We start from the raw sequence: 24500 nt of genomic DNA on the forward strand, positions 1-24500 counted from the left end.
ATCAGACTAATAAAATTAATTTAGAGGTATTTTAATGGACAACGACAATACGCTCAAGGATATAATAATTGAGGATGTTTCTCCCGTTAGTAAAAGAATTGATTTAAAACTTGACGAAGAAAAAACTAAATATATTTTTAATAAAAAACTCGTCGATGCTTCCAAAAAATCTAACATTAAGGGTTTTAGGCCAGGCAAAGCTCCATTATCTGTTATTGAAAAACATTACGGTTTAGAGCTTTATGGGGATGCTGTTGTAGAAGTATTAAATACAGAATTCAAAAAAATAGTTTCCGAACATAACTTGCATGTCGTAGGAGAGCCTAAACTCGAAAACAAGCAAGGCGGTGATAGCATTGACTTATCCGGGACAGGTGATGCCCTGACGCCTTCGGAAGGCGGTGAATATTCTATTACCTTCGAAGTCATGCCGACGGTTAAGGACTTAAATTTGGATATAAAGGTTAAAAGAATCAATAAAAGAGATATCACGAGTGATGTTATTGACGAAGAGATAAATTTTCTTCTTGAAAGGCTTGCGGAACCGGAGGAACTTAAGGATTTAGAGACCATTAACAAAAACGACAGATATTTCGTTAAAATAGATTATATCACTATTGACGGAGAAACGGGCAAAGAGGTCGACAGCGCAAAAGATTATTCCATAAGCATTAATTCAAGCATTATCGACAAATCTTTTGAAGCCTCTTTTGTCGGAAAGAAAAAAGGAGATGGTTTCGAATTCAACGATAAAGAGAGAAGCGTTATAGTCAAGGGGTTCATTAAAGAAATAGATAAAAAGATATTGCCAGAATTAAATACTGAAACAATTAAAAATTTCGGAGATTTTAAAGATGTTGAAGAATTTAAAAAATATGTGGAAAGGAACCTGGATAAATATGAGGAAAAGAGACACACGGATACCTTAAGGTCTGAGATATCCGAAGAACTTGTCAATCTTAACCAGATGGAACTTCCCGAGAGTGTCGTAGAAGAAAGTGCCGAGGCAAGATTGGAAGATCTTAAAAGACAGGATAAGTATAAAAATTTAAGTGATAAACAGAGTGGAGACATGATCAACATGTTGAAAATTATGGCCAAAAGGGATATTCTGCTCTATCTTTTGCTTTCCGAAACGGCGAAGTCGGAGAATATAACCTTATCAGAAACGGATTTTGAGGAATTTTATAAAAAAACGGCATTGGAATCCAACATGAAAGAAGAAGAAGTTAAGAGTTTTTATGCGGCGCAAGAGGCGCAAGAAAATTTAGGACAGGCATTATTGGATGATAAGATATTTGATTTTCTGATACAAAATAAGATATCATATATCGAAGAGTAAATAAAATTAATAAATAGGAGAATATTGGAGATGTCGCTTGTTCCGATTGTCATTGAACAAACTCACAGGGGAGAGAGGGCTTACGATATATACTCCCGTCTTTTAAAAGATAGAATTATATTCGTAGGGGATGCTATAGACGATACCTTTGCGAATCTTATAATAGCGCAGCTTTTATTTTTGGAATCAGAAGACCCGGGGAAAGACATTAATCTTTATATAAATTCTCCAGGAGGTATTATAACCTCCGGTCTTGCAATTTATGATACCATACAATACATAAAACCCGACGTTTCTACGTTGTGCATGGGGCAGGCGGCAAGCATGGGGGCCGTTCTTTTGGCTGCAGGGGCAAAAGGTAAGAGATTTGCCTTGCCGCATTCTCGGATTATGATACACCAACCTGCCGGAGGATTTCAGGGGCAGGCAACGGATATAGATATCCAGGCGAGAGAAATTTTGAGAATGAAGGAAGAAATAAACCAAATATTAGCATTTCATACCTCACGACCTATAAATAAGATAGTTGAAGATACCGAGAGGGATTTTTATATGAGCGGGGCACAGTCTGCCGAGTATGGTATTGTTGATAAAGTGGTAGAAAAAAAAGAAATTAAAGGCTTAAAATAATCGTTTTTTAAAAAAATGTAGTATATAATATAAATATGTATTAACGCTGTTACGGTAGGTATAAAGGCAATTGTTTAATAAATGAATAGAGGTAATTAAATATGGCGAGAAAAAATAATAATAACGACGATAACTCAGGAAAAGAGCTTTATTGTTCTTTTTGCGGAAAATCCCAGGACGAGGTCAGGAAACTTATAGCCGGTCCTTCGGTTTATATCTGTGATGAATGTATTAGTCTTTGCAACGATATTATATCTGAGGAAAATAAATTTGTCCCGTCAGAGGTTAAAGCAAAGAATTATCTTCATAAACCGGCAGAAATTAAAGCCTTTTTGGATCAGTATGTTATAGGGCAGGAAAGAGCAAAAAAGGTTCTTTCCGTCGCTGTTTATAATCACTATAAAAAAGTAGAGCATAATCTGTCATTAAAAAATGCCGGATATTCCGAAAATAAACTGTCGAAGGGTGCCGATCACGACGGTGCGGACGATAAGAACGATAATATTGATGTTGAAATGCAAAAGAGCAACATTTTAATAATAGGTCCTACCGGAAGCGGAAAGACTCTGCTTGCTCAGACGCTTGCCCGCATGCTTGACTTGCCTTTTGCTATTGCCGATGCTACTACTCTTACCGAAGCCGGTTATGTAGGCGAGGATGTCGAAAGTATATTGCTTTCTCTTTTGCAGAATGCCGATTATGATGTGGAAAAAGCCCAAAAGGGCATTATATATATAGACGAAATAGATAAAATAGCAAGGAAATCGGATAACGTATCCATAACGAGGGACGTATCCGGGGAAGGCGTTCAACAGGCTCTCTTAAAGATAATAGAGGGGACGGTCGCCAATGTTCCGCCGAAAGGCGGCAGAAAGCATCCTCATCAGGAATTTTTAAGAATAGATACGAACAATATTTTATTCATTTGCGGAGGGGCTTTTAACTGGCTCGATAAAATTATCGAAAAAAGGATGCATTCTCAGCCCATAGGATTTACTGCTGCCGTTAAATCCAGCAAACCCATTAATTCCTATGAAATAATAAAACAGGTTGAAACTCGCGATTTATTAAAATATGGACTTATTCCCGAATTTATCGGAAGGCTTCCGGTTGTAGCTACGTTGGAAGAGTTAGATGAAAGGGCGCTTATTGAGATTTTGACAAAGCCTAAAAATGCCTTAGTCAAACAATATCAGAAATTACTTGAGCTGGAAGACGTGAGCTTAAGATTTACTGATTCGGCTATTAAAGAAATCACTAAAAAAGCCATGGAGCATGGTTCGGGGGCGAGAGGTTTGAGGACTATTTTGGAATCGATAATGCTTGACGTTATGTATGAAATACCGACCGATCCGGCTATCAAAGAATGCGTCATAAACGATGACGTCATTATTAACAGCAGTCAACCTATTCTTCTCTATGAAAAAGATGCCGATGCAAAATCTATTTAAGTATATAGGAAAAATATTATAAGTTACCTTTTTTTGTTGACATATCTGTTAAAAACATATATATATTATATATACTTAAGTAAAACTCTTGTAAATGCTGAATTTATGCAGAGTTAAACCATTAAAAACCTTAAATAGTAGGGAGGAAGTTGGTATGACGAAGGCAGAATTGGTCGATGCAATTGCAAAATCATCTAAACTCACAAAGGCTGACAGCGAAAAGGCTCTTACCTCTGCAATTAACGCGGTCATAGGCGCTTTAAAGAAAGGAGACGCTGTAAGGCTCGTCGGTTTCGGTACGTTTGAAGTAATAAAGAGAGCTGCAAGGAAAGGCAGGAATCCGCAAACCGGAAAAGAAATTCAGATTAAAGCCTCTAAATCGCCAAAGTTTAAGCCGGGCAAATCTTTTAAAGAGGAGGTTAACTCCGGGAAATAATTAATTTCCGTTAAAGTTTCGGCGAAAATGGTTTATTCAAACCCCTCCTTATATTTAGGATGTAGGGTTTGTATTGCGTGTGTCCCTCCATTTTTATATTTTTCATGTTATAAGGTCTATTTAAAATTTATAAAAATGGGGGGCAACTTTTTTTGGGCGGATAGCTCAGCTGGTTAGAGCACCGGTTTTACAAGTCGGGGGTCACAGGTTCGAACCCTGTTCCGCCTACCAATTAAAGAAGCGGCAAATGAATCTTTTTTTGGGCAGAGAGTTATGAATTAGGTCGTTGCATTGATTTTTTATTTTTTATAGGTTATTATATTTAGTCAGCACTATTATTTTTTAAACGGGACCGTAGTTCAGATGGTTAGAACGCCGGCCTGTCACGCCGGAGGTCGCGGGTTCGACCCCCGTCGGTCCCGCCAAAAAATACTGCATTATTTATACGCCGTATACACTGCTCTCATACATCCAGCTATTAAATATTTTTACTTTTTAACTAATTTTGATATAATTATTAAATTCAAGAGATATTTTTTGTTCTTGCGAGAGTGGCGAAACTGGTATACGCACTGGACTTAGAATCCAGCGGGGCAACCCATGGGGGTTCAACTCCCCCCTTTCGCACCATTTAATGAGATTGTTATTCGCATATTCTTATTTTTTTAAAATTTTGGAGGTTTTATGTCCGGTCATAGCAAATGGAGTACTATTAAAAGAAAAAAAGGGGCATTAGACGTAAAAAGGGGCAGGATTTTTACCAATATTATTCGTGAGATTATAACGAGTGCAAGAATGGGGGGTAAAGACTTATCGTCAAATCCGAAATTAAGGCTTGCCGTCGAAGAAGCTAAAACCAACAATATGCCGAAAGAAAATATTGAAAGGGCAATAAAGAAGGGAGTCGGAGAGTTGGAGGGCGAGACTTACGATGAGATGATATATGAAGGATACGGTCCCGCCGGCGTAGCCTTACTCATAGAAACCTTAACGGACAACAAGAATAGAATCGTTTCCGAGCTTAGATATGCATTATCGAGGCACGGGGGGAGCCTGGGGGAGTCCGGATGCGTTATGTGGATGTTTGATAAGAAAGGTATAATAGGATTCGATGCCGCAGGTAATGAGGAAGATAATATTATGGAAATTGCCTTAGAAGCAGGTGCGGAGGATATAAAGATTGAAGACGGCGAAATATTAGTTTACAGTGACATCAAAGACTTTGAAGCCGTAAAATCGGTATTTGAATCTAAAGGGATAAAGGAAAAATTTTCGGAGATTTCATATATACCTCAATCAAACGTTGAACTTAAAGGCAAAGAATCTGAACGGATGATGAAGCTTATGGATGCGCTTGAAGAAATAGAGGGTATTCAAAATGTTCATGCGAACTTTGACATGCAGGATACGGTGGCTTAATTAATTTTAAGTGTTCGGCTCGTTGATTTAGCGGTAATATGTATAATCTAAAATTATCTTTTTATGAGTTATAGGATATTAGGGATTGATCCGGGTTCGCATTTAACAGGGTGGGCGGTGCTTGATTTACCATCTTTCGGAAAGAACATAGATTTGATATCATGCGGAGTTATAGATGTTGGGAAATCAGAATTTCCACATAATTTAAACAAAATTTTTGAAGAATTAAAAGTGGTAATAGAGGAATATAATCCGGGTTTTATGTCTATAGAGTCTGTATTTTCCGGCGTTAATCCGGCTTCCTTGATAAAATTGACACAAGCAAGGGGCGTTATATGCCTTTTGTCTTCCGTCTATGATTTACAGCTGAGGGAATATTCGCCAAGATTTGTCAAGAAAAGCATAACCGGATATGGAAATTCAAGCAAGAACCAGGTGAAGGATGCCCTTAAATTTTTTTTATCACTTAAAAACAACGAGGTGATATCCTTCTTGGACAATAATATATTGGACAATAATATATCGGATGCCATTGCGATTGCCGTTTGTTGCGCCACAGATATGGGTAGTTTTATCAAAAATTAAAAAATACGGCTGAATAATAATGATAGCATATTTACGGGGAAGAATAATATATAGGGATATCGAAAAATCCTTAATTATATTAGAGGTCAACGGCATAGGGTACGAAGTATACGTTCCAGTAGGGGGTAAGACTCCCGATATCGAACGTGAGACAAGCCTCTTTATATATATGTATGTCCGGGAGGATAAGATAACTCTTTACGGTTTTGATACGACTCTTCAAAGAGAGATTTTCGGTTTTCTTCTAAATGTAAAAGATGTCGGACCAAGGCTTGCTGTTGCCGTTATTTCAAATATAGATGCAAACAACTTCCTGAATATTCTAGCCACTCGGGATGTATCGGCACTATCCCGGATTAAAGGTATCGGAACGGCAAAGGCGGAACGCATAATAATGGAGCTTAAAAACAAGGTTCTTAAAAAGGTTGCGCTTTTAAGCGACGTAAACGCGCAGGACCTTTATGTAAATAACGGCATAGGCAAAGGCATAAATGATTTTAATCATTCCGAAAATAGAACCTCAAATGAGGATAAAACCGTTTTAAATGCAGGCATTAAGCAGTCCGCCGATATCGTAACGGAGTCTGCCGGAGCACTTGAAGCCCTCGGTTACTCTAAGTTTGATTCCATTAACCTTGCAGGCAAGGTATTCGGTATTCTTAAAACCGACGGGAAGGTGCCTGCCGGTACGGAAGATTTGATGCGTGAGTGTTTAAAATATATATATTCCAGAAAAAAATTATAATACGATATGAGTTCCTTTAAAAAAGAATTTAAAGATACCCCCATGCATCAATCAGACGCCTCAGTTTCCCCTGATAAAAACGATGCTTACGACTTTGATAACCCGGTAAGACCCTTATCCTTTGATGAATACGTGGGGCAGACGAAACTTAAGACGAATTTGCTTATCTTTATAAAGGCTTCTAAAGAAAGGGCATTGAATCTCGGGTACCATGACCTTGATCACCTATTATTTTTTGGACCTCCCGGTCTCGGCAAGACCACCCTTGCGAGTATCATAGCAAAAGAACTTGGGGTCAACATTAAAATAACATCCGGGCCATCCATAGAAAAAGCCGGTGATATTGCGGCTCTTTTGTCTGCGGTATCTAACGGAGATATAATATTTATAGATGAGATACACAGGCTGCCTAAGCCTGCGGCGGAGATGCTTTATCCCGCCATGGAAGACTTTAAGCTCGACATTATAATAGGAGAGGGAGCTACCGCAAAATCTATAAGAATTAACTTACCACGGTTTACCCTTATAGGGGCTACTACAAGAGCGGGACTTATTCCGTCTCCGCTTCGGGATAGGTTTGGATTTACGTCTAGGCTTGAATATTATGAAACAGATGAGCTTGCGGATATCGTAATCAGGAGTGCAAGGCTTTACGGTATAGGTATAGAAAATGACGCCGCTTTTGAAATTGCCAGTCGTTCCAGAGGGACGCCCAGGATTGCAAATAGATTGCTCAGGCGGCTAAGGGATTACATGGTTCATTTAAAGAAGGATAGAATAACCGCTGAGGTCGCAAAATTCGGAATAGAAAGCCTCGGAATCGATAATATCGGATTAGATGGCAACGATAAGCTCTTCTTGAGGACGATAATAGATAAGTTCGGAGGCGGACCGGTAGGTATAGATACCATTGCCCAGGCGATAAACGACGAAAAAGGCACTCTCGAGGATGTCGTAGAACCCTATTTGGTTTCATGCGGTTTTATAATGAGGACTAAAAAAGGCAGAATTGCTACGGAACTTGCCTATAAGCATTTTGGGCTGGCGAAGGGAGACTCCTTGCCCTGATGTTTATGCAGGTATTTACCGTATTATATATGTATGATTAAAAATGAAAACATAAAAACGGATAAAACAAAGCTTTTGCTTCACATATGCTGTTCTCCGTGCCTGATGTATCCATATACCGTCGTAAGCGGGAAATTCGATGTCGTTATGGGGTATTTTTATAATCCCAATATTCATCCATATAGCGAGTATTTAAGGAGGGAGGAGTCGCTAAAAAAATTTACGGACGATAAGGGCTTTAAGGTCATTTATGAAAAGAATTACGATATGGAAGAGTTTATCAGAAACGTGGCATTTAGGGAGGAGAATCGTTGTTATTACTGCCTAAGCAAGCGACTTGAAAAAACGGCAAGTCTTGCCAAATCGTCTAAATTTACTCATTTTTCTACCACCCTTTTATATAGCAAACATCAAAAACATGATTATATCAAAGAAGTCGGTCGTAATCTTGAAAAAAAATACGGTATTATTTTTTATTATGAGGATTTTAGGCTTAGATATAAAGAAGGTATCAAATTATCTCTCGAATATAACCTTTATAGACAAAATTACTGCGGATGTATTTATAGCGAAAAAGAGAGATTATTCCATCGCGTTTAGTTCGCACTTTATCGTGCAATATGTGCGAAAATAAATTCACACCTATAAAAATATTGACCATATAATTTTTATGATAGTAGTAACTTATTAATTTTATTAAGTTTTTATTTGTCTATATTTTTATGAGTAATGGCATATTTATTGCATTTATACAGTATAGAATAAAAAATACATTTGTAATTGTGAGGACAGGTGATTTATGGAAGATTATGTCGTACTAAAAGAAAAAGAGGGTGAATCGCAATGCACTGTTGCAAACATATTATATTTTAGGGGAATAGGACTGCATACGGGGAAAGATGCCTCGGTTATCATTAAGCCCGCCAAGGTTGATTCAGGCATTACCTTTGTCAGGAAGGATCTGAAACCCGCCGTTATGATAAAAGCCAAAGCCGGCAATATATGTTCTACTATGTTGAGAACAAGTATAGGTAATCCCGGAGAAACCCCTATGAGTGCCGGTTCCGCTGACTGTATTTCTACGGTGGAGCATCTGATGTCGGCGTTATGGGGTGCCGGCATAGATAATGCGTTAATAGAGGTTTACGGAAATGAAATTCCTGCTATGGACGGAAGCTCTATGGTCTTTTACGAAACTTTCAATGAAAGTGGAATCAGGGAGTTAAACGCAAACAGGAAATATATAGAAATACTTAAGCCGATAATAGTGGAAAACGGAGAAGGTGACAGAGACGTGGCTATAGCATTATATCCGTCGGAAGATTTTGAAATATCCTACACTATGGATTTTAAACACCTGCTGGTTCACTCCGGTTTTTTTGATATGAAAATAGATAGATTCAATTTTTATAGCGAAATCTCCAAAGCAAGAACGTTCGGCTTTTTAAAGGACGTGGAATATCTCAAAAAAAGCGGACTTGCACTTGGTGGAAGTCTGGATAATGCCTTAGTACTCGATGAGACATCCATTCTTAACAAGGAAGGGTTGAGGTACAAGGACGAATTCATAAGGCATAAGGTTCTGGATTTAATTGGTGATTTATACCTGTCCGGTTATAGAGTCAAGGGACGGGTGCTGGCTAAAAAAACGGGGCATGATATGAATTCTAAGCTGGTAAAAAAGATAGCGGAATATTTAACGGTTCGTAAAATTTCTCGAAACGGGTACGAAGCCGCCTGCCGTTCCGACGAAAACGAAAGTCCCGAGATAATGAGTAAGAGAGTTACGCAGTTTGCGTGAATATATAGCGCTATCCGTTTTCTAATCGTTTGACTCAATTCTTTATATCAAATTTAGCCGTATATCTCGGCAAATATCCTTAACATTCTGTAATATTTTTATGTTTTATACGATCTGAGTCGCAGGCAATTTTTTCATTTATTATCTGATAATTGTGTGATATAATTCAACAATATCTATGAGTAAAAAAGATAAGGAGGCTTGAAATGTATGAATAAAAAATTTGGAATACTATTAATTCTTTTGCTCTCTATTTTTATTGCCTCATCTTCATTAAGCGGGTGTGCGACCTCTAGGTCTACTGCTGCAAGCGGAGTAACCGGAGCATTATTCGGAGCCGGCACAGGCTTTGTCATAGGAGCATTAACCGGAGGACCGATAGGTGCGGTTATAGGAACTGCCGCCGGTTTATCCATCGGTTACGGTGTTGGTTATGCTACCGGAAAATATGTTGTTACCAGGGAAGGCGGAATCAGAGGCTTGTCCATGATAGATTCCCCATATAAATTAGCGAGTAACGAATTTGTTTATGCCCCGCCGGGTAGGTTAAAAATAGATTTTAATAAAGTCAAAGGTGTATTGATATCCAATTTTAAGATTTACACTACCCCCAAATCGGCAACGATTGGTAAAAAGATAAATCTGATTATGGAATATGACGTGCTTGGATCTCCGGTTAATATCAAAAATTCTTCTATCCGGGAAACAAGAGTATTAGAAGGATTAAGGGGAAAGATTTTTTATAATCATACGACGGGCGTAGATATCGGAAAAGAAGGTTACTATCAAACCGTTCTGTCGGTAATGATTCCAAAAAAAACCCCGAAGATTTATATTTACGAAGCTATTATTAAAATAAACGATGTTGTAACGGCGCTGAACTCTAAATTGGTCGTCGTAAAATAAAGAAGTTCATTTTTTTATTTTTATTTCATGTTCCGTTCCACTTAAAAGTCGTTTTATATTGGGATAATGTTTATATATTATCAAGATCGCGACCATAGAAGAAGCGGCAAATATATAAATATTTTTTAGCGTGTAAAATATTAAGAAAGGCATAAAAAAAGCACTTACCATTGAAGAAAGAGAGACATACTTAGAAAAAAGCAGTATTAGCAGAAATATTGAAAAAGCTATTATAACCGCTTCCGGAGAAATTGCAAGAAAAACGCCCAACCCCGTAGCTACGCCTTTTCCGCCTTTAAATTTTATAAATACGGAATAGCAGTGCCCCAACACCGGAGCGATAATTATAATAGATATAAGAATTAAGGATGCGGGGAATAATTTTATAGCAATAAAAACCGGTATAAAACCCTTAGCGGTGTCTACTGTTAACGTAATAATGCCGAACTTTCTACCTATTACTCTCGACACGTTAGTCGCGCCGAGGTTCCCGCTCCCCTCGGCAGCAAGATTTACCCCCTTTAGCCTTGCTATTACGGCAGAAGTAGGAAAACTCCCGATTAAGTACGAAGCTATTATATAAAATATTTCCGATAAAATAATCAAGCCCCTTTATATTTTAAACTTAAGCAACTTTTTCTCCGCAATATGGGCAATATTGAAGTCCCGGCATTAACGGTATTTTCATTTTACATTTTTTGCTGGGACAAATTTTGTTTGATCCTATTGTGTCTAATTTATTCGTTATTGCATTGTTTAACTGGTTGACGAATGTCTCAAATTTTTTTTCATCCTCTTTTTTAAAGCCTTTTAGGATTTCATCTATCAATATTGTGTCGCCCAAAAGTCTCTTTTCGAGATTTTTCCTATTGATATAAAAATATACCTTGAATTTATTTATTTCCTTTCTTATTATAATATCTTCATCTATAAATTTTTTAAAACTTTGGCTAATAATCGAAGGGGCAAGGCCGGTTTCCTCTTTAACCTTTTTGGTGGTTATCGGTCTTTTTTCACGTTTGATATAAGATCTGATTATCATTGCGTAAACCATAAATTCGGACGGTCCCATTAATTTAATCTGGAAGTTTGTAATGAGATATCTGCTTGTCCATAACGCGAGGGCAATGTAATAAAATTTATGATAGTTATCTGCCTCGGATAAAAAAATAGCAAGGTTTTCTTTTTGTAAGGCGCTTATAGTGTTATTGTTTTTTAATAAATTAATCGTCCCATTGATTAGATTGTTGATAACCAAGGTATCGGATTCGCCGAAATTACAAAACCTTAAAGCGATCATATTAATTTCATTAAATTTCTTAAGTTCGTTATAAGGGAGAATATAATTAGTTTTTCGTTTGTCCTCGGTCAGCGTGGATTTTTTAATCAATTTGGCATCTTGCAAGTTCTTTAACACGGTTGCAAGATGAGGAGTAGAAACATATAATCTATTTAATTCTTTATAAGAAACAATTATTCCGTTTTTCTCGTATTCTCTTTTCTCTTTTTCCAAGGAATGGGTAAATTTATATGCAAAGTATCCGAATATGGTAAACTCTATATCGCTTAGGTATGCGACATCTTTATATTCGGTTGGTATATTGGTTATCGTATCCTTTATTAATTTTTCTCTACTGAGAAAAAAAAGACTAAAAAGAATGTACAGCTTAGCCTTAAGTATTTTCATTTGGTATCTCCGATTAAATTAATGTTATATTTATATATGAAGACATAAAGCTTTAATAATAAATAAATCTATTTTATACAATTATCTTAATTAATTATAATATTTTTTTTTGTTAATGTAAAGGAAAACCTAATTTTCATTAGTAATTGAATTTTTTTGCAGGATATAATAAAATAAAGCATAATGAAAAAAGATAATCTTACCGGTTTAGAGTTTTTTATAGAAAAATACGCCGGCTCACTGAATCGGGAAGCTATTATAAAAGAAGATATTTTGAGGCAAGGGATTTCTTTCGATAAAATTAATGAGAAAGAAAATTTTTCGAGTAAGTCCTATTTTATTTTTTCGTTCAATGTAGATAACGACGACGATATAATCAATCAAAGATATCCGGAAGAAATTGCCGTTATGAACGGGCCTTATAATTTAAAACGAACTATCATTTCGGTTAGAATAAATAAGTCTTCTCCGTATAAAATTAAGTTTGATCAATTGTCCGAAGGGTATCGACTTTATCTTGACGACAGCTTTATAGGCGATGTCGCTTTTTCTCCGGAAAGGTCTTATATGCTTAAAACAACGGACTCCGGAAAATCGGTAAGGGATGTCGCTCCTACTATTGAATGGGGTTACTTGATATACCTTGCGGTTTTTAGGATGTGCCAATATTTCGAAAATGATGACGAATGCGCATTTTGCGATATGAATTCCAATTACGTAAATCAAAGAAAATCCAATAAAGGTTATTCGGCCGTCAAATCCGTAGAAGATATAATAAGCGCTCTTTCCGTAATCGAGTCTTCCGGTGATTCGGAAGCCGGTGCATATACTTTAACGGGCGGCAGTATTACAGACGATATTAAATTTAAAGGGGATACCGAGATAGATTTCTATGTTAAATTTATAGAGGCAATAGAAGAAAGGTTTAGCGGCAGGTGGATAAGCAAGGTTGTAGTGCAGGCGCATACGCCGAAAAATCTTAAGAGGTTAAAGGATGCGGGGGCGCATATTTACCACACGAACTTCGAAGTCTGGGATAAAAATCTATTCGAAAAAATTTGTCCGGGAAAATCTAAATCCATAGGCAGGAATGAATGGATAAAAAGAATAGCGGATTCCGCGTCTATTTTTGGGGAATGCGGGGTCATACCCAATTTTGTTGCCGGGGTTGAACTTTCCAAGCCGTTTGGGTTCGACGGTGTTGACGACGCTATAAATTCTACCGCTGAAGGCCTTGAGTTTTTCATGTCTAAAAATATTATTCCGAGATATACTACGTGGTGCCCCGAGAAGACGAGTAAACTCGGAAAGTTCGGGAATTTACCTGCCCCGTTGGAATACTACGTTAAGCTATTGATTAAGTGGCACGAGCTTCATTACAAATATAATTTGCCTATTCCGGAAGGTTATGGTGCTGCCGGTGCCGGAAAAGCAGAATTTTCAGTAAGCGCATTTATGGATGCTTTTTAATGTTGAAACCGTCTAAAATTTATGCTATCATGGAAAGACGTGTATATTCATATAGTTAACATAATTAAATATAATTAAAAAATTAGGGAGATTTCATTCTATGAATAACGATGAAAAAGAGATGAGCGGTCATACAGAGGACGGCGGCAGTTCCTGCGGGTGTGCCTCTGAAAGTAACGGCGGGCATGGAGGCGGCAAGAATCCATTCGACGAACAGTTACCCATTAAAGGAGTAAAAAATATTATAGCGGTTGCAAGTGGCAAGGGCGGCGTAGGAAAATCAACATTCAGTGTTAATCTTGCAATAAATTTAGCCCAGCAAGGGAAGAAAGTAGCGCTTATGGATGCGGATCTCTACGGACCCAGCATACCTACCATGATGGGAATCAATAAGAGACCGGATGTAACTTCCGATAACAAGATAGTACCTATAGAAAAATTTGATATTAAACTTATGTCTTTAGGGTTTTTGGTCCCGGAAGATGCTCCCGCAATATGGAGAGGACCCATAGTAATGCAAGTTATAACCCAGTTTCTAAAGGATGTGGAATGGGGCGATATTGATTTTCTCGTTGTGGATTTTCCTCCGGGTACCGGAGACATTCAGCTTACGATGGTTCAAACCGTTCCGATTAATTTCGCCATAGTTGTTTCGACCCCGCAGGATATTTCTCTCATAGATGCTAAGAGGGCTCTCGGAATGTTTGATAAGGTGCATGTTCCGGTTTTCGGAATAGTTGAAAATATGAGCTATTTTATATGTCCCCATTGTGATAAGCGTTCGGATATATTTAAGCATGGCGGAGCCAAGAAAACCGCTGAGAAACTAGGCGTAAATTTTCTGGGAGAAATACCTATAGTTGAAGAAATATGTGAACTGTCTGATAAAGGCGAGCCTATAATAACCAAAGATACACACCCCGAAGTGAAGTCGGTTTTCAATAAAATTTCTGATTCTTTAATTTTAAGATCGGAACAGAGGGTAGGTTAAGGCTGTAAACATAATAAATTTTAAATTTAGAAGGGGGAATTATTAAATGGCTTCAGAGAAGGTTTTAGCTTTTACGGATTCAAATTTTGATACTGAGGTTTTAAAATCCGATAAACCGGTACTTGTGGATTTTTGGGCGGTATGGTGCGCTCCATGCAGAGCAGTCGCTCCCATAATAGACGAAATGGCATCAGATTATGACGGAAAGGTCAAGGTAGGAAAGGTCAATGTCGATGAAAATCGGGTTGTTCCGGGCAAATACGGTATAAGGGGAATACCCACTGTTATTTTATTTAATGACGGAAAGGTTGTCGATCAGATTGTCGGGGCAGCTCCAAAAACCTCTTTTAAGCAAATGATAGATAAGGTCGTTACTAATTAAATATCGGCTGTTAATCAAAAACTTAATGTTACCTCTTTTATTGATTTGTTCGTTGATTTGGATATGGTAAAATTAATATTATCTATGGTAAATTTCTCACCCGGAACGGGTATGCGTCCGAGTCTATCCATTATTAAGCCGGATATTGTCTCGTAATCTGCTTCCGGGTGGTTTATCACGCTTATATTTAACAACTCCGATAATTCATTTAAAGTTAATCTTGCGTTAATTAGATATGTATTTTTGCCTATTTTTTTGTACAGAGGTTCTTCTTCGTCGGTTTCATCTCTAATTTCTCCCATTATTTCTTCAAGGATGTCTTCAAATGTTATTATACCGGAAGCCCCTCCGTATTCGTCTACTATGACGACCATTTGTTGACGGCTTTTTTGCATTTTTATCATTATTTCGGATATTTTGGAGGTTTCCGGTATGAATAATACCGGCCTTGCTATTTCACTTACGACTTTATTCGCATTTTCGGGATTATATATATCAAAGGCAAAGACGATGCCCGATAGATTGTCTATGCGGTCTTTATATACGGGAATTCTTGAATAATTAGTTTCCTCGAAAACCTGTCTTGCCTTGTCTGCGTCATCGTTTTCATTTAACGCTATCACGCTGATCAGTGGAATCATGATGTCTTTGGCGATTTTATTGCCGAATTCGAATATTCTTCTTATTATTTTTTTGTCGTATTCTCTAAATTCTTTAACATTGCTGCTTATAGTAAGGACCTTAATAAGCTCGTCTTTCGTAAGGAAAACATCTTTGGATTTGCTTTTAAGCAGCATATTTAATAATTTAGACAGGGCTATGAAAATGATATTAATCGGAAAAAATATAACCGAAAATACGGCTATTAACGGAATGCTTCTCAACATAAGGCTGTTTGCGTGTCGCCTATATAGCATTTTTGGAATTATTTCACCGAAAATTACCATAATCGGAGTAAGGAGTATTACTACGACAAGCGGCGTATAAGACTTTGCATACGCATATATAAACGTAGTCGCGAGAATAGTTGCCGACGTGTATGCTATGTTATTCCCTATTAGGGAGGTAGAGTAGGTGTTCTCCGGCTTCTTAGTCATTAACAGCAAAAATTTTGCAAGTTTGCTGCCCTTGGATTCTTTATGTTTGACCTTGATTTTATCGTAACTAATAATACCTATTTCGGAGCCGGCAAAGAATCCCTCGAAAAATATTGCCAGAACGATAAGAATTATATAAAGATATAAATTATACAAACTATTAGATATCATATTCATCCTCTATTTCGCCAAAAATTTCTTCCAATAAATCTTCCATAGTTACTATACCCTCCATTTTTCCATGCTTGTCGACCAATACTGCAATATGAATTTTTTTCCTTTGGAGTTCTCTGAAAAGTTCCAGGGCGTTTTTTGAAGAAGATATAAAATAAGGCTTTATCAAGAAAGAATTAAGCGTCCTTTTTTCTTCACCCTTGTTGTAAACCTTTGCTAAAATATTTTTAGCAAGGATTATCCCTATTATATTATCTTTTTCTTTAAAATATATCGGGATTCTTGAGAAATGATTTAACTCTATGAGTTCTATCGCCGTTAAAACAGGCGTATTTATATCTAATTCGAAGATGTCATCTTTTTTAGTCATAACATTTCCTACCTTTAGATATGAGAGCTTTAGAAAATTTTTAATGAATTCATATTCTTTTTCTTTTATTTCTCCTTCATTTTTACCTATTTCTATAATTATTCTCAATTCTTCGTTGGAGATAGATTCTTCCTTTTTCAGCTGAAGCCGCCTTGTCTTAATCCCTATTTTTTCTAAAAACAATCCCATAAGAAAAGTGGCGGGATAAAATATCTCCGAAACAAATAAAGATAATTCTACAGGTTTCTTAAGTGCTATTATTTTAGGAACTATCTCCGCTAAAATAATGAGTATAAGCGAGATGAATATAATTGAATAGAAAACCGGGACGTGATTGAAATATTTATGCAATATTAGGGCTCCGAGACTTGCAGTTATCACATTAGCGGTCATATTTCCGATTAAAATTATAACGAGAAATATTGAAGAGTTTTTTATTAAAAAGATGACCTTATTTTTTTTTCTTGAGTTTAATTCGTCTATATCGGCTTGCTTAATGGAAAAAATAGACGATTCAGAAATAGAAAAAACTGAAGAAACTACAAGAAATAAAACAAATAAAGTGAGAAGAAGCGTTAGATCCATAGATTTATAAGTGTTTAAACGTGAAGTTTTTCAGGCAATACCGCCGTCCGTCTTTAAAAAATCTGGCGCCCGTAAATTTATCCACGATATGTCCTATTTTTTTTATCTTAGTCCCCGTGGTTTTCGATAATTCTAAGATTTCTTCTTCTTTATCCGCCCCTGCCGTCCACAAAAGTTCATAGTCTTCTCCAAAAGAAACGGCATTATCGATGAAGTCGTCTATTTTTAAAATATTAGCAATATATTTTAAACGTTTATTAAAGGGAACTTCGTCTAATTTTATATTGCCGCCGTGATTCAAATCCAATACATTAAAGATATCCTTGGACAACCCGTCGCTAATATCGGTCAAAGAATTTGCAAGTTTTTTTGCGGATAGCTCTCTTCCAAGCTTTACCCTCGGCTTAGGAAGCTTAAATTTAGCTATAAAATTTTCTATAAGTTTTTTATCGGAACTCCTAATGTTCGGATTATTTTCATATATATACTTTTTATTGCTTTGAAGATAATATGCCATCCATGAATTTCCAAGTTCTCCGGAAACAAATATCTTATCGCCTATTTTAGAACCAAATCTTCTTACAACGTTATCATGCTTATAATCGCCTATTATCGTTACCGATATTGAAAATTCGGATGATTTGGATATATTGCCGCCCACAAGCGATACCTTGTATTTTCTTGCGGTTTTAATAATGCCGCCGATCGTCTGTCTAATTTCATTTTCGCTTACATATTCGGGTATAGAGAGAGATAGTGTAAACAGCCTTGGGATTCCGCCCATAGCAGCGATATCACTTATATTAACGAGAAGGGATTTTTCTCCTATCTCATGAAAATTATAAAAATCCAGCTTAAAATGCACGTTCTCGGTTATATTGTCGGAGCTGACGAGAATATGATTTTTATCTTTAAAAATGGCACAGTCATCACCGACGGAATTAATAATCAAGGATTTATTGAATTTTCCAGTCGCAAGACTCAGTTGTTTTATTTCCTCTATTAACCTTGTTTCGCTAAATTTTTTTTCTTTTTTTGTCACCCTTATTTTTGCTCAATATATTATTTGGTTTCGGTTTTAACGGCTTATCCGAATAGGTGTCTGATATGCCTATTATTGCATACTTTATAACCTCATCCATATGTTTCACCGGTATAATTTTTAAATTTTTCTTAACCAGTTGAGAAATTTCTTCCAGATCTTTTTTATTTCTTTCGGGAATCAGCACGGTTTTTATCCCCACTCTTAAAGCGGCCAAAGTTTTTTCTTTCAGTCCGCCGATAGGCAGCACGTTTCCTCTTAAAGTAATCTCTCCGGTCATAGCAATGTCTTTTCTGACCGGTTTTTTTAATAGTGCCGAAATTAAAGACGTTGCCATAGTAATTCCCGCAGACGGACCATCTTTAGGTATGGCGCCTTCCGGTATATGTATGTGTATATCGTTTTTTTCAAACGTATCCGGTTTTATGCCAATTTCATCTACTTTTGACCTTGCATAACTGATAGCGGCATGAGCGGATTCTTTCATTACGTCGCCGAGTTGACCGGTAAGGGATAATGCCCCTTTGCCTTTAACGATAACCGTTTCGATGTATAAAATTTCTCCGCCGAACGGTGTCCATGCAAGCCCCGTAGAGACCCCGATTTCATCGGTCTGCCTTCCTTCATCGGGAAGGATTTTAATAGTGCCGAGGTATTTATGTACATTTTTGTCGGTTATAACATATTTTTTAATTTTATTTTCGGCTATCAGCCTTGCAATCTTTCTGCATATCGTCCCTATTTCCCGCTCCAAGTTTCTCAAGCCTGCCTCCCGCGTATAGCCTGATATGACGGTTTTAACGGCGCTCGGTTTAAAAAGTATATAATCTCCCTTCAGGCCGTTCTCTTTAATTTGTCTCGGGACAAGGTATTTTTCGGCTATTTTTTCTTTCTCCTCCAGCGTATATCCTGATAGATTTATGATTTCCATTCTATCCCTGAGCGGAGAAGGTATCGCATCCGCGACATTTGCGGTTGCGACGAACATAACGTTAGACAGATCGAATGGAACGTTTAAGTAATGGTCTGAAAATGAAAAGTTCTGCTCCGGGTCTAATACTTCTAAGAGCGCAGAAGACGGATCTCCTCTAAAATCTGTTCCGACCTTATCGATTTCGTCTATCATAAAAACAGGGTTGTTTGTTCCTGCTTGCTTTATTCCCTGTATAATTCTTCCGGGTAAAGCCCCCACGTAAGTTCTCCTATGCCCTCTAATTTCCGCCTCATCATGCACCCCTCCGAGAGAAATTCTGATAAATTTTCTATTCATCGCCTTTGCGATAGATTTTCCCAAAGAGGTTTTGCCGACGCCAGGAGGTCCGATGAAGCAGAGTATCGGCCCCTTCATCTTTTTATTTAATTTTCTAACACTGAGATATTCAAGTATTCTTTCCTTTATTTTTTCTAAGTCGTAATGATCTTCGTCTAATATCTTTTTGGCAGTTTCTATGTTGAGATTGTCTTTTGTCTTTTTTGACCATGGAATATCGGTAAGCCATTCCAAATATGTCCTGATAGTAGATGCCTCTGCAGCATCCTGATGCATTGCTTCTAATCTTGAAAGTTGTTTCTCCGCTTCTTTTAAAACATCTGACGGCATTTTCGCCGCAAGCATCTTCTCCTTCAATTCGATAATTTCCTGGGTTTTTTCATCTGTTTCGCCTAGTTCCTGTTTGATTTGTCTTAGTTGTTCTCTCAGAAAATAATCTTTCTGGGTTTTTGTCATTTCTTCCTTTGCCTGAGATTGAATCTTGGCTTGCATAGAAAGAATTTCTATCTCCCTTGCCAATATATCATTTACTCTTTTAAGCCTCTCTATTTGATTGGTTTCTTCAAGTATTTTCTGCGATTCGTCTACCTTTAATCCCAAGTTCGATGCTACTATATCGGCAAGTCTCCCCGGATTATTTACGTTTTCTAATATTATCAGTATATCTTGAGAAGGGAGCCTGCCTAAGGAGACATATTTCTCTAACTGTTCCTTTACGTTTCTCATAAGGGCATCCACTTCAGGAGTGATTTCGGTTATATTTTCTTCCTTTATTTTAGATACGTTTACGAGGTAGAACGGCTTTATTTGAACGTAAGTTTCTATTTTGGCTTTTAATAAACCCTGTACTAATATTTTAACTCTTCCGTCGGGAAGCTTTAACATTTTCATAATCATTGCGGCAACTCCCACGTCGTATATATCGTTTTGCGAGGGTTCCTCAACGATTATATCTTTTTGAGCCGATAAAAGTATTAATCTATCCTTGGAAAGGGCTTCATCTACGGCCTTGATAGAGGCTTCTCTGCCTACAAAGAGAGGAATTATCATGAAAGGAAAAAGCACGATATCCCTGACGGGTAAAAGCGGAATAACCTCCGGCATTTGTATTTCTTCCGGTAAATCCTGCCGTTCCGTATCCTCTCCTTTTCCTATGATGATATCGCCTATACTGCTATCGGTGCTGCCGGTTAACTCTTCAAAACCGTCTATGCCGCGCATATTAAACCTGTTCATATTGTATTCCCCTGTTAATTATGTACATTGTATGTATTTATTATCGGCACTATATAATATATAGTAGATCTCATGCCCGTTATGCTTTCGTTATAGGTATAACCGCTTCTGCATTTACAAAAAGATCTCCTATTTCAAAGTTTATGCTTAAAACCCCGTTGGATAAAACAGCGTTTATATTGTCTTTGGCGGGAGCGATAGGTAATAAAATGAATTTTTCGAATCTGTCAAATTTTCTTTCTAAGCAAAAAAAATTAACGTTTGTTTTTATTTTCGGTTCCAATTTCCATCTTATTGCAAGAATATTGCCGTGAACCCCTATTGAAATATTTTCTATGGGGGTTCCAGGCAGCTCTATTTCTACCGTTAAATTACTTTTATTCATATAAATGTCGATAGGTGAGGAATTAGCCTTAAAAGAATAGGGTAAATCCTCTGACGAAAAAGGACTAAAATGATAATAAAAAAGCCTCTCTACCGCTTTTTTAAATTTTGTCATCTTTTTACTGAAACTTGCGTTTTCATCAAAAAATTCCATAATTCTAATCTACGCACCATTTCGATTTTTTTATAAATTCCATTAAACCGCTTTTAGTTTCATGATTTTTAAGTCCGTAAACTATTTGCGCTTTAAGCAAATCTAATTTGTCTCCTCCGTCGTACCTATCTCCTTTGAATTCAAGGGCATAAATCGGTTGAACCGAGAGGAGAGAACGGATAGCGTCGGTAAGTTGAATTTCGCCGCCTTTTCCTGGCTTTATATCTTTCAGAAAATCAAAGATATTTGGGGTTAAAATATATCTTCCTACTATAGCAAGATTGGAAGGTGCATCTTTAAGTTCCGGTTTTTCTACAAGGTCTTCAATTTGATATAACCCGTTTTTAATCTCTTTTCCCTGTATTATTCCATATTTTGAGACATCTTTGTCTTCGACTCTCTGGACAGCCAACACGGAATACCCGTAATTTCTATATATGTCTATCATTTGTTTCATAACCGGAATATCGGAATCTATAATATCGTCGCTTAAAACTACTGCGAACGGTTCTTCTCCGACCATATTTTGAGCGCATAAGACTGCATGCCCTAAACCTAATGCTTCTTTTTGCCTCGTATATGTAAGGTTAATACGGTCTGATATATCGTCTACCGATTTTAGCAAATGATGCTTCCCTTTTTCTTTTAATAAAATTTCGTGTTCTATCGATCTGTCGAAATAATTCTCTATGGCGGTCTTACCCCTACCGGTAATAATAATAATATCGGTAATTTTTGCACTCAAACATTCTTCCACTCCATACTGTATGAGCGGTTTGTCTACCAGCACAAGCATTTCTTTCGGGATTGATTTAGTTATCGGTAAGAGTCTTGTTCCGAGACCGGCAGCCGGAAACACTGCCTTATTAATCCTCATCAAAGTTAAAAACCTCCGCATATTTTGAAGCGATTATGAAATCAGTTTTATGTTTTCATTTAATATATCATAAATTAAAAATTTTTTAAAATTATTTATTGAGCAAATAAGCGATTATTTTTTTGATAATGTTTTAACTTTATGATAAAATATTTAGCATTGCATAAAGTAAAAGATATTATGAACATAATCGCTTAAATATATAAACGATATCTGGTAATTTTGAGATATTCGTATAGTTTATAAAACGGAGAGATGGCCGAGTCCGGTTGAAGGCGATTGACTCGAAATCAATTGTAGGTGCAAGCTTACCGGGGGTTCGAATCCCTCTCTCTCCGCCAGCTAAAAGTAATATATTCTATTTTTGATGTAAGTTTTGTAACGGTACTGCAAGGCTATGAAATTTAAATACGATATGGAATACGTCCTAAAGATCACCGGGCTGAGTAAAGAAAATATATCGGAATTACTTGAATATTTCGATGAACTCCCTCTGGTCGCTAAACTTGAGGCTTTTTATATAAGTAAGCTCATAGAAGAAGAGGATGAATTTGCGTTTCTTCAGCACCATTTTGATAAACAAAAAATAGGCGAGTATGGGTTTTCGTTATTCATTCTTGCGGTCAACAGATTGTATTGTTTAGAAACTAAGGATGCTGCCGATAAGAATCTTTCTTCATATATGCTCAATACCATTGCGAAGATGAAAATGCTCAGGAATCAGGATGAATAATATTAAAAGCGGTATCAAGCATAGTAACAAAGGTAATGGGGTCGTTAATGGTATTTATATAGCCGCCGCGAAAAGAAATTCCGGTAAAACTACTGTCTCTATTGCATTATCTCGCCTATTTAAAAATAGAGGTTTATCCGTTCAACCGTTTAAAAAAGGCCCAGATTTTATAGATTCGATGTGGCTCAATATTGCGTCCGGTAAAAAAATTTATAATTTGGATTTTTATTTTATGCCCAGAAATAAAATAAAAAAACATTTTTTGACGCATTCTTTGGGTTCAGATATTAGTATCGTCGAAGGAAATCATGGATTGCACGATTCTTTAGATATGCACGGAAGGTCTTCCAATGCCGAAATGGCGAAATTATTGGGTCTTCCTGTGATTTTCCTAATAGACGTCGGAGAGCTAAATAGGGGAGTAGTTCCGCTTATAATGGGTTTTCAGCAATTTGACAGGGACGTGAATATAAAAGGAATAATTCTCAACAAGGTCCATAGCAAGAGACATGAAAAAAATTTAATAAAAGCAATTCATTATTATACCGATCTAAAAATAGTGGGCAATATTCCGAATAATTTGGAATATTCCATAAAACAAAGACACCTCGGTCTCTTATCCACTCTTTCTTCCGAAGAAAGAGAAAATTTCGTTGCAGATATGTCCTCTAAAATTTCAGATTTTATAGATACGGATAGTATTATAAAGATTTCTAAAATAGCTAAAAAATCTTGTTCCGTTGTTAAAGATTCAGCGGTTTTGCCGCCGAACAAAAATAAGAAAAGAATTACTCGGAATACCGTTAAAATAGGCATTGCTTATGACAATGCATTTAATTTTTATTATAACGAAAATATCGAAGTCCTTGAGAGATTAGGATGCGAAATAATAAAGTTTTCTCCGCTCAAGGATGCGTTTCTTCCAGACGTAGATGCATTTTATATAGGCGGTGGGTTTCCTGAAATTTTTTCAGGAGAGCTTCAAGCAAATATAAATATAAGAAGGGAAATGAAACGAAGAATAGAGGAGGGTATTCCGGTTTATGCGGAATGCGGGGGGCTCATGTATCTATGTAAAAGCATATCTTACGAAAATAATTTTCATGAAATGGTCGGTGTAATAGACGCAAACGTGAAATTCACAAAAAAACCCAAAGGACACGGTTATACAAAACTCAGCCCTTTTTTTTACGATAGGAAGGAAGGATTATGGTTTAATAAAATTAAGTCAATAAAGGGACATGAATTTCATCATTCGTTTATAGATATGTCTTCCAGTATTAGTAGCGACTTAGTTTTTAACGTAAAAAAGGGTTTTGGGGTTAATGGTACGGGGGACGGCATTGCGTATAAGAATATCCTCGCCGGATATACACATATCTATTCGGCTTCTTCTTCCGGATGGTTTAAAAACTGGGTAGCCTTCATAAAAAAAACTAAAACCGTTTTGCAAAAAAACGAGTTTTTAACGTAATTTTATATATTTTTAATCGGATTTTTTGTTTCAATATATTTTTAGATAGAATAAAATATCGGTCATTTTTCTTGCAAAATCATTTTTTTCTTGACAAAAGTTGTATGAAAGATTTATAAATATAAAAAGTGTGATTATCGTTTAAGCCGTTCAATCTTAACAAATACATCATACATGTGTATGTATTGGTG

The 24500-nt window shown here is 36.7% G+C and carries 24 protein-coding genes and 4 tRNA genes; 20 read left to right on the forward strand and 8 right to left on the reverse strand.

Annotated elements, in window-relative coordinates; translation table 11 throughout:
* The first annotated feature begins 34 nt into the window (after window positions 1–34).
* The 14 genes from tig to ACMCNP_RS06410 all read left to right on the forward strand — a co-directional run bounded on the left by tig (window position 35) and on the right by ACMCNP_RS06410 (window position 10383).
* Window positions 35–1342: a trigger factor gene (gene tig / locus ACMCNP_RS06345; RefSeq protein WP_419315354.1), complete on the forward strand. Its 1308-nt coding sequence runs from the start codon at window positions 35–37 to the stop codon at window positions 1340–1342.
* Window positions 1343–1372: 30 nt separating this feature from the next.
* Window positions 1373–1972: an ATP-dependent Clp endopeptidase proteolytic subunit ClpP gene (gene clpP / locus ACMCNP_RS06350; RefSeq protein WP_419315356.1), complete on the forward strand. Its 600-nt coding sequence runs from the start codon at window positions 1373–1375 to the stop codon at window positions 1970–1972.
* 101 nt (window positions 1973–2073) lie between these two features.
* Window positions 2074–3423, forward strand: a complete 1350-nt coding sequence (gene clpX, locus ACMCNP_RS06355; RefSeq protein WP_419315359.1) for an ATP-dependent Clp protease ATP-binding subunit ClpX — start codon at window positions 2074–2076, stop codon at window positions 3421–3423.
* A gap of 154 nt (window positions 3424–3577) precedes the next feature.
* Window positions 3578–3859: an HU family DNA-binding protein gene (locus ACMCNP_RS06360; RefSeq protein WP_419315362.1), complete on the forward strand. Its 282-nt coding sequence runs from the start codon at window positions 3578–3580 to the stop codon at window positions 3857–3859.
* A 154-nt stretch (window positions 3860–4013) separates the two neighbouring features.
* A tRNA-Val gene (locus ACMCNP_RS06365) sits at window positions 4014–4090 on the forward strand.
* Between the two features lie 117 nt (window positions 4091–4207).
* Window positions 4208–4284: transfer RNA gene (locus tag ACMCNP_RS06370), tRNA-Asp, on the forward strand.
* 120 nt (window positions 4285–4404) lie between these two features.
* Window positions 4405–4489: transfer RNA gene (locus ACMCNP_RS06375), tRNA-Leu, on the forward strand.
* Between the two features lie 54 nt (window positions 4490–4543).
* Window positions 4544–5278: a YebC/PmpR family DNA-binding transcriptional regulator gene (locus ACMCNP_RS06380; protein ID WP_419315365.1), complete on the forward strand. Its 735-nt coding sequence runs from the start codon at window positions 4544–4546 to the stop codon at window positions 5276–5278.
* A gap of 63 nt (window positions 5279–5341) precedes the next feature.
* Window positions 5342–5863, forward strand: coding sequence for a crossover junction endodeoxyribonuclease RuvC (gene ruvC / locus ACMCNP_RS06385; RefSeq protein ID WP_419315368.1), 522 nt, complete (start codon window positions 5342–5344; stop codon window positions 5861–5863).
* A gap of 19 nt (window positions 5864–5882) precedes the next feature.
* Window positions 5883–6608 (forward strand): Holliday junction branch migration protein RuvA, encoded by a 726-nt coding sequence (ruvA, locus tag ACMCNP_RS06390; protein WP_419315371.1) that lies wholly within the window; start codon window positions 5883–5885, stop codon window positions 6606–6608.
* Between the two features lie 42 nt (window positions 6609–6650).
* Complete coding sequence (ruvB, locus tag ACMCNP_RS06395; RefSeq protein ID WP_419315911.1) at window positions 6651–7676, forward strand: Holliday junction branch migration DNA helicase RuvB; 1026 nt, start codon at window positions 6651–6653, stop codon at window positions 7674–7676.
* Between the two features lie 33 nt (window positions 7677–7709).
* A complete protein-coding gene (locus ACMCNP_RS06400) occupies window positions 7710–8276 on the forward strand; it encodes an epoxyqueuosine reductase QueH (RefSeq protein ID WP_419315374.1) in 567 nt (188 codons plus the stop codon).
* Between the two features lie 199 nt (window positions 8277–8475).
* The gene (gene lpxC, locus ACMCNP_RS06405; protein ID WP_419315377.1) at window positions 8476–9477 is read left to right on the forward strand and encodes a UDP-3-O-acyl-N-acetylglucosamine deacetylase; all 1002 of its coding nucleotides are present in this window, start codon (window positions 8476–8478) and stop codon (window positions 9475–9477) included.
* Window positions 9478–9687: 210 nt separating this feature from the next.
* Window positions 9688–10383, forward strand: a complete 696-nt coding sequence (locus tag ACMCNP_RS06410; RefSeq protein ID WP_419315379.1) for a hypothetical protein — start codon at window positions 9688–9690, stop codon at window positions 10381–10383.
* A gap of 6 nt (window positions 10384–10389) precedes the next feature.
* Here ACMCNP_RS06410 and plsY read toward each other — a convergent pair whose 3' ends face one another.
* Both plsY and ACMCNP_RS06420 read right to left on the reverse strand, forming a co-directional pair.
* Window positions 10390–10989 carry a glycerol-3-phosphate 1-O-acyltransferase PlsY gene (plsY, locus tag ACMCNP_RS06415; RefSeq protein ID WP_419315382.1) on the reverse strand — a complete coding sequence of 200 codons (600 nt, stop codon included), beginning with the start codon at window positions 10987–10989 and terminating at the stop codon, window positions 10390–10392.
* A 19-nt stretch (window positions 10990–11008) separates the two neighbouring features.
* The gene (locus tag ACMCNP_RS06420) at window positions 11009–12070 is read right to left on the reverse strand and encodes a hypothetical protein (RefSeq protein ID WP_419315385.1); all 1062 of its coding nucleotides are present in this window, start codon (window positions 12068–12070) and stop codon (window positions 11009–11011) included.
* 183 nt (window positions 12071–12253) lie between these two features.
* On the opposite strand from ACMCNP_RS06420, the gene ACMCNP_RS06425 reads away from it, so the two are divergent.
* From ACMCNP_RS06425 to trxA, 3 genes are all read left to right on the forward strand, one after another.
* A complete protein-coding gene (locus ACMCNP_RS06425; protein ID WP_419315387.1) occupies window positions 12254–13540 on the forward strand; it encodes a radical SAM protein in 1287 nt (428 codons plus the stop codon).
* A 100-nt stretch (window positions 13541–13640) separates the two neighbouring features.
* A complete protein-coding gene (locus tag ACMCNP_RS06430) occupies window positions 13641–14531 on the forward strand; it encodes an Mrp/NBP35 family ATP-binding protein (protein ID WP_419315389.1) in 891 nt (296 codons plus the stop codon).
* A gap of 46 nt (window positions 14532–14577) precedes the next feature.
* Window positions 14578–14913 (forward strand): thioredoxin, encoded by a 336-nt coding sequence (gene trxA / locus ACMCNP_RS06435; RefSeq protein ID WP_419315390.1) that lies wholly within the window; start codon window positions 14578–14580, stop codon window positions 14911–14913.
* Window positions 14914–14927: 14 nt separating this feature from the next.
* Here trxA and ACMCNP_RS06440 read toward each other — a convergent pair whose 3' ends face one another.
* The 6 genes from ACMCNP_RS06440 to galU all read right to left on the reverse strand — a co-directional run bounded on the left by ACMCNP_RS06440 (window position 14928) and on the right by galU (window position 22102).
* A complete protein-coding gene (locus tag ACMCNP_RS06440) occupies window positions 14928–16187 on the reverse strand; it encodes a hemolysin family protein (RefSeq protein WP_419315393.1) in 1260 nt (419 codons plus the stop codon).
* Window positions 16171–17139, reverse strand: a complete 969-nt coding sequence (locus ACMCNP_RS06445; protein WP_419315396.1) for a CNNM domain-containing protein — start codon at window positions 17137–17139, stop codon at window positions 16171–16173. Before ACMCNP_RS06445 ends, ACMCNP_RS06440 begins: the two co-directional genes overlap by 17 nt.
* Before the next feature lie 4 nt (window positions 17140–17143).
* On the reverse strand, window positions 17144–18181 hold the full coding sequence (thiL, locus tag ACMCNP_RS06450) for a thiamine-phosphate kinase (protein WP_419315399.1): 1038 nt from the start codon (window positions 18179–18181) through the stop codon (window positions 17144–17146).
* A complete protein-coding gene (gene lon / locus ACMCNP_RS06455) occupies window positions 18156–20555 on the reverse strand; it encodes an endopeptidase La (protein WP_419315915.1) in 2400 nt (799 codons plus the stop codon). The genes thiL and lon overlap by 26 nt, the downstream gene beginning before the upstream one ends.
* Window positions 20556–20766: 211 nt before the next feature.
* Window positions 20767–21225 carry an Hsp20/alpha crystallin family protein gene (locus tag ACMCNP_RS06460; RefSeq protein ID WP_419315402.1) on the reverse strand — a complete coding sequence of 153 codons (459 nt, stop codon included), beginning with the start codon at window positions 21223–21225 and terminating at the stop codon, window positions 20767–20769.
* A gap of 4 nt (window positions 21226–21229) precedes the next feature.
* Window positions 21230–22102, reverse strand: a complete 873-nt coding sequence (gene galU, locus ACMCNP_RS06465) for a UTP--glucose-1-phosphate uridylyltransferase GalU (RefSeq protein ID WP_419315405.1) — start codon at window positions 22100–22102, stop codon at window positions 21230–21232.
* Between the two features lie 249 nt (window positions 22103–22351).
* On the opposite strand from galU, the gene ACMCNP_RS06470 reads away from it, so the two are divergent.
* The 3 genes from ACMCNP_RS06470 to ACMCNP_RS06480 all read left to right on the forward strand — a co-directional run bounded on the left by ACMCNP_RS06470 (window position 22352) and on the right by ACMCNP_RS06480 (window position 24309).
* A tRNA-Ser gene (locus ACMCNP_RS06470) sits at window positions 22352–22443 on the forward strand.
* Window positions 22444–22499: 56 nt separating this feature from the next.
* Entirely contained in the window at window positions 22500–22835 is a 336-nt protein-coding gene (locus ACMCNP_RS06475) for a hypothetical protein (RefSeq protein WP_419315408.1), read from the forward strand.
* Complete coding sequence (locus ACMCNP_RS06480) at window positions 22828–24309, forward strand: cobyrinic acid a,c-diamide synthase CobB (RefSeq protein ID WP_419315410.1); 1482 nt, start codon at window positions 22828–22830, stop codon at window positions 24307–24309. The genes ACMCNP_RS06475 and ACMCNP_RS06480 overlap by 8 nt, the downstream gene beginning before the upstream one ends.
* Window positions 24310–24500 lie beyond the last annotated feature (191 nt).

Origin of the sequence: Candidatus Acidulodesulfobacterium sp. H_13, assembly GCF_048541835.1 — a bacterium.
Lineage (GTDB): Bacteria > SZUA-79 > SZUA-79 > Acidulodesulfobacterales > Acidulodesulfobacteraceae > QIJE01.

Coding starts and splice junctions, on each gene's coding strand:
- tig (WP_419315354.1), top strand. CDS start 35: ATGGACAACGACAATACGCTCAAGGATATAATAATTGAGGATGTTTCT.
- clpP (WP_419315356.1), top strand. CDS start 1,373: ATGTCGCTTGTTCCGATTGTCATTGAACAAACTCACAGGGGAGAGAGG.
- clpX (WP_419315359.1), top strand. CDS start 2,074: ATGGCGAGAAAAAATAATAATAACGACGATAACTCAGGAAAAGAGCTT.
- ACMCNP_RS06360 (WP_419315362.1), top strand. CDS start 3,578: ATGACGAAGGCAGAATTGGTCGATGCAATTGCAAAATCATCTAAACTC.
- ACMCNP_RS06380 (WP_419315365.1), top strand. CDS start 4,544: ATGTCCGGTCATAGCAAATGGAGTACTATTAAAAGAAAAAAAGGGGCA.
- ruvC (WP_419315368.1), top strand. CDS start 5,342: ATGAGTTATAGGATATTAGGGATTGATCCGGGTTCGCATTTAACAGGG.
- ruvA (WP_419315371.1), top strand. CDS start 5,883: ATGATAGCATATTTACGGGGAAGAATAATATATAGGGATATCGAAAAA.
- ruvB (WP_419315911.1), top strand. CDS start 6,651: ATGCATCAATCAGACGCCTCAGTTTCCCCTGATAAAAACGATGCTTAC.
- ACMCNP_RS06400 (WP_419315374.1), top strand. CDS start 7,710: ATGATTAAAAATGAAAACATAAAAACGGATAAAACAAAGCTTTTGCTT.
- lpxC (WP_419315377.1), top strand. CDS start 8,476: ATGGAAGATTATGTCGTACTAAAAGAAAAAGAGGGTGAATCGCAATGC.
- ACMCNP_RS06410 (WP_419315379.1), top strand. CDS start 9,688: ATGAATAAAAAATTTGGAATACTATTAATTCTTTTGCTCTCTATTTTT.
- ACMCNP_RS06420 (WP_419315385.1), bottom strand. CDS start 12,070: ATGAAAATACTTAAGGCTAAGCTGTACATTCTTTTTAGTCTTTTTTTT.
- ACMCNP_RS06425 (WP_419315387.1), top strand. CDS start 12,254: ATGAAAAAAGATAATCTTACCGGTTTAGAGTTTTTTATAGAAAAATAC.
- ACMCNP_RS06430 (WP_419315389.1), top strand. CDS start 13,641: ATGAATAACGATGAAAAAGAGATGAGCGGTCATACAGAGGACGGCGGC.
- trxA (WP_419315390.1), top strand. CDS start 14,578: ATGGCTTCAGAGAAGGTTTTAGCTTTTACGGATTCAAATTTTGATACT.
- ACMCNP_RS06440 (WP_419315393.1), bottom strand. CDS start 16,187: ATGAATATGATATCTAATAGTTTGTATAATTTATATCTTTATATAATT.
- ACMCNP_RS06445 (WP_419315396.1), bottom strand. CDS start 17,139: ATGGATCTAACGCTTCTTCTCACTTTATTTGTTTTATTTCTTGTAGTT.
- lon (WP_419315915.1), bottom strand. CDS start 20,555: ATGCCGGAGGTTATTCCGCTTTTACCCGTCAGGGATATCGTGCTTTTT.
- ACMCNP_RS06460 (WP_419315402.1), bottom strand. CDS start 21,225: ATGGAATTTTTTGATGAAAACGCAAGTTTCAGTAAAAAGATGACAAAA.
- galU (WP_419315405.1), bottom strand. CDS start 22,102: ATGAGGATTAATAAGGCAGTGTTTCCGGCTGCCGGTCTCGGAACAAGA.
- ACMCNP_RS06475 (WP_419315408.1), top strand. CDS start 22,500: ATGAAATTTAAATACGATATGGAATACGTCCTAAAGATCACCGGGCTG.
- ACMCNP_RS06480 (WP_419315410.1), top strand. CDS start 22,828: ATGAATAATATTAAAAGCGGTATCAAGCATAGTAACAAAGGTAATGGG.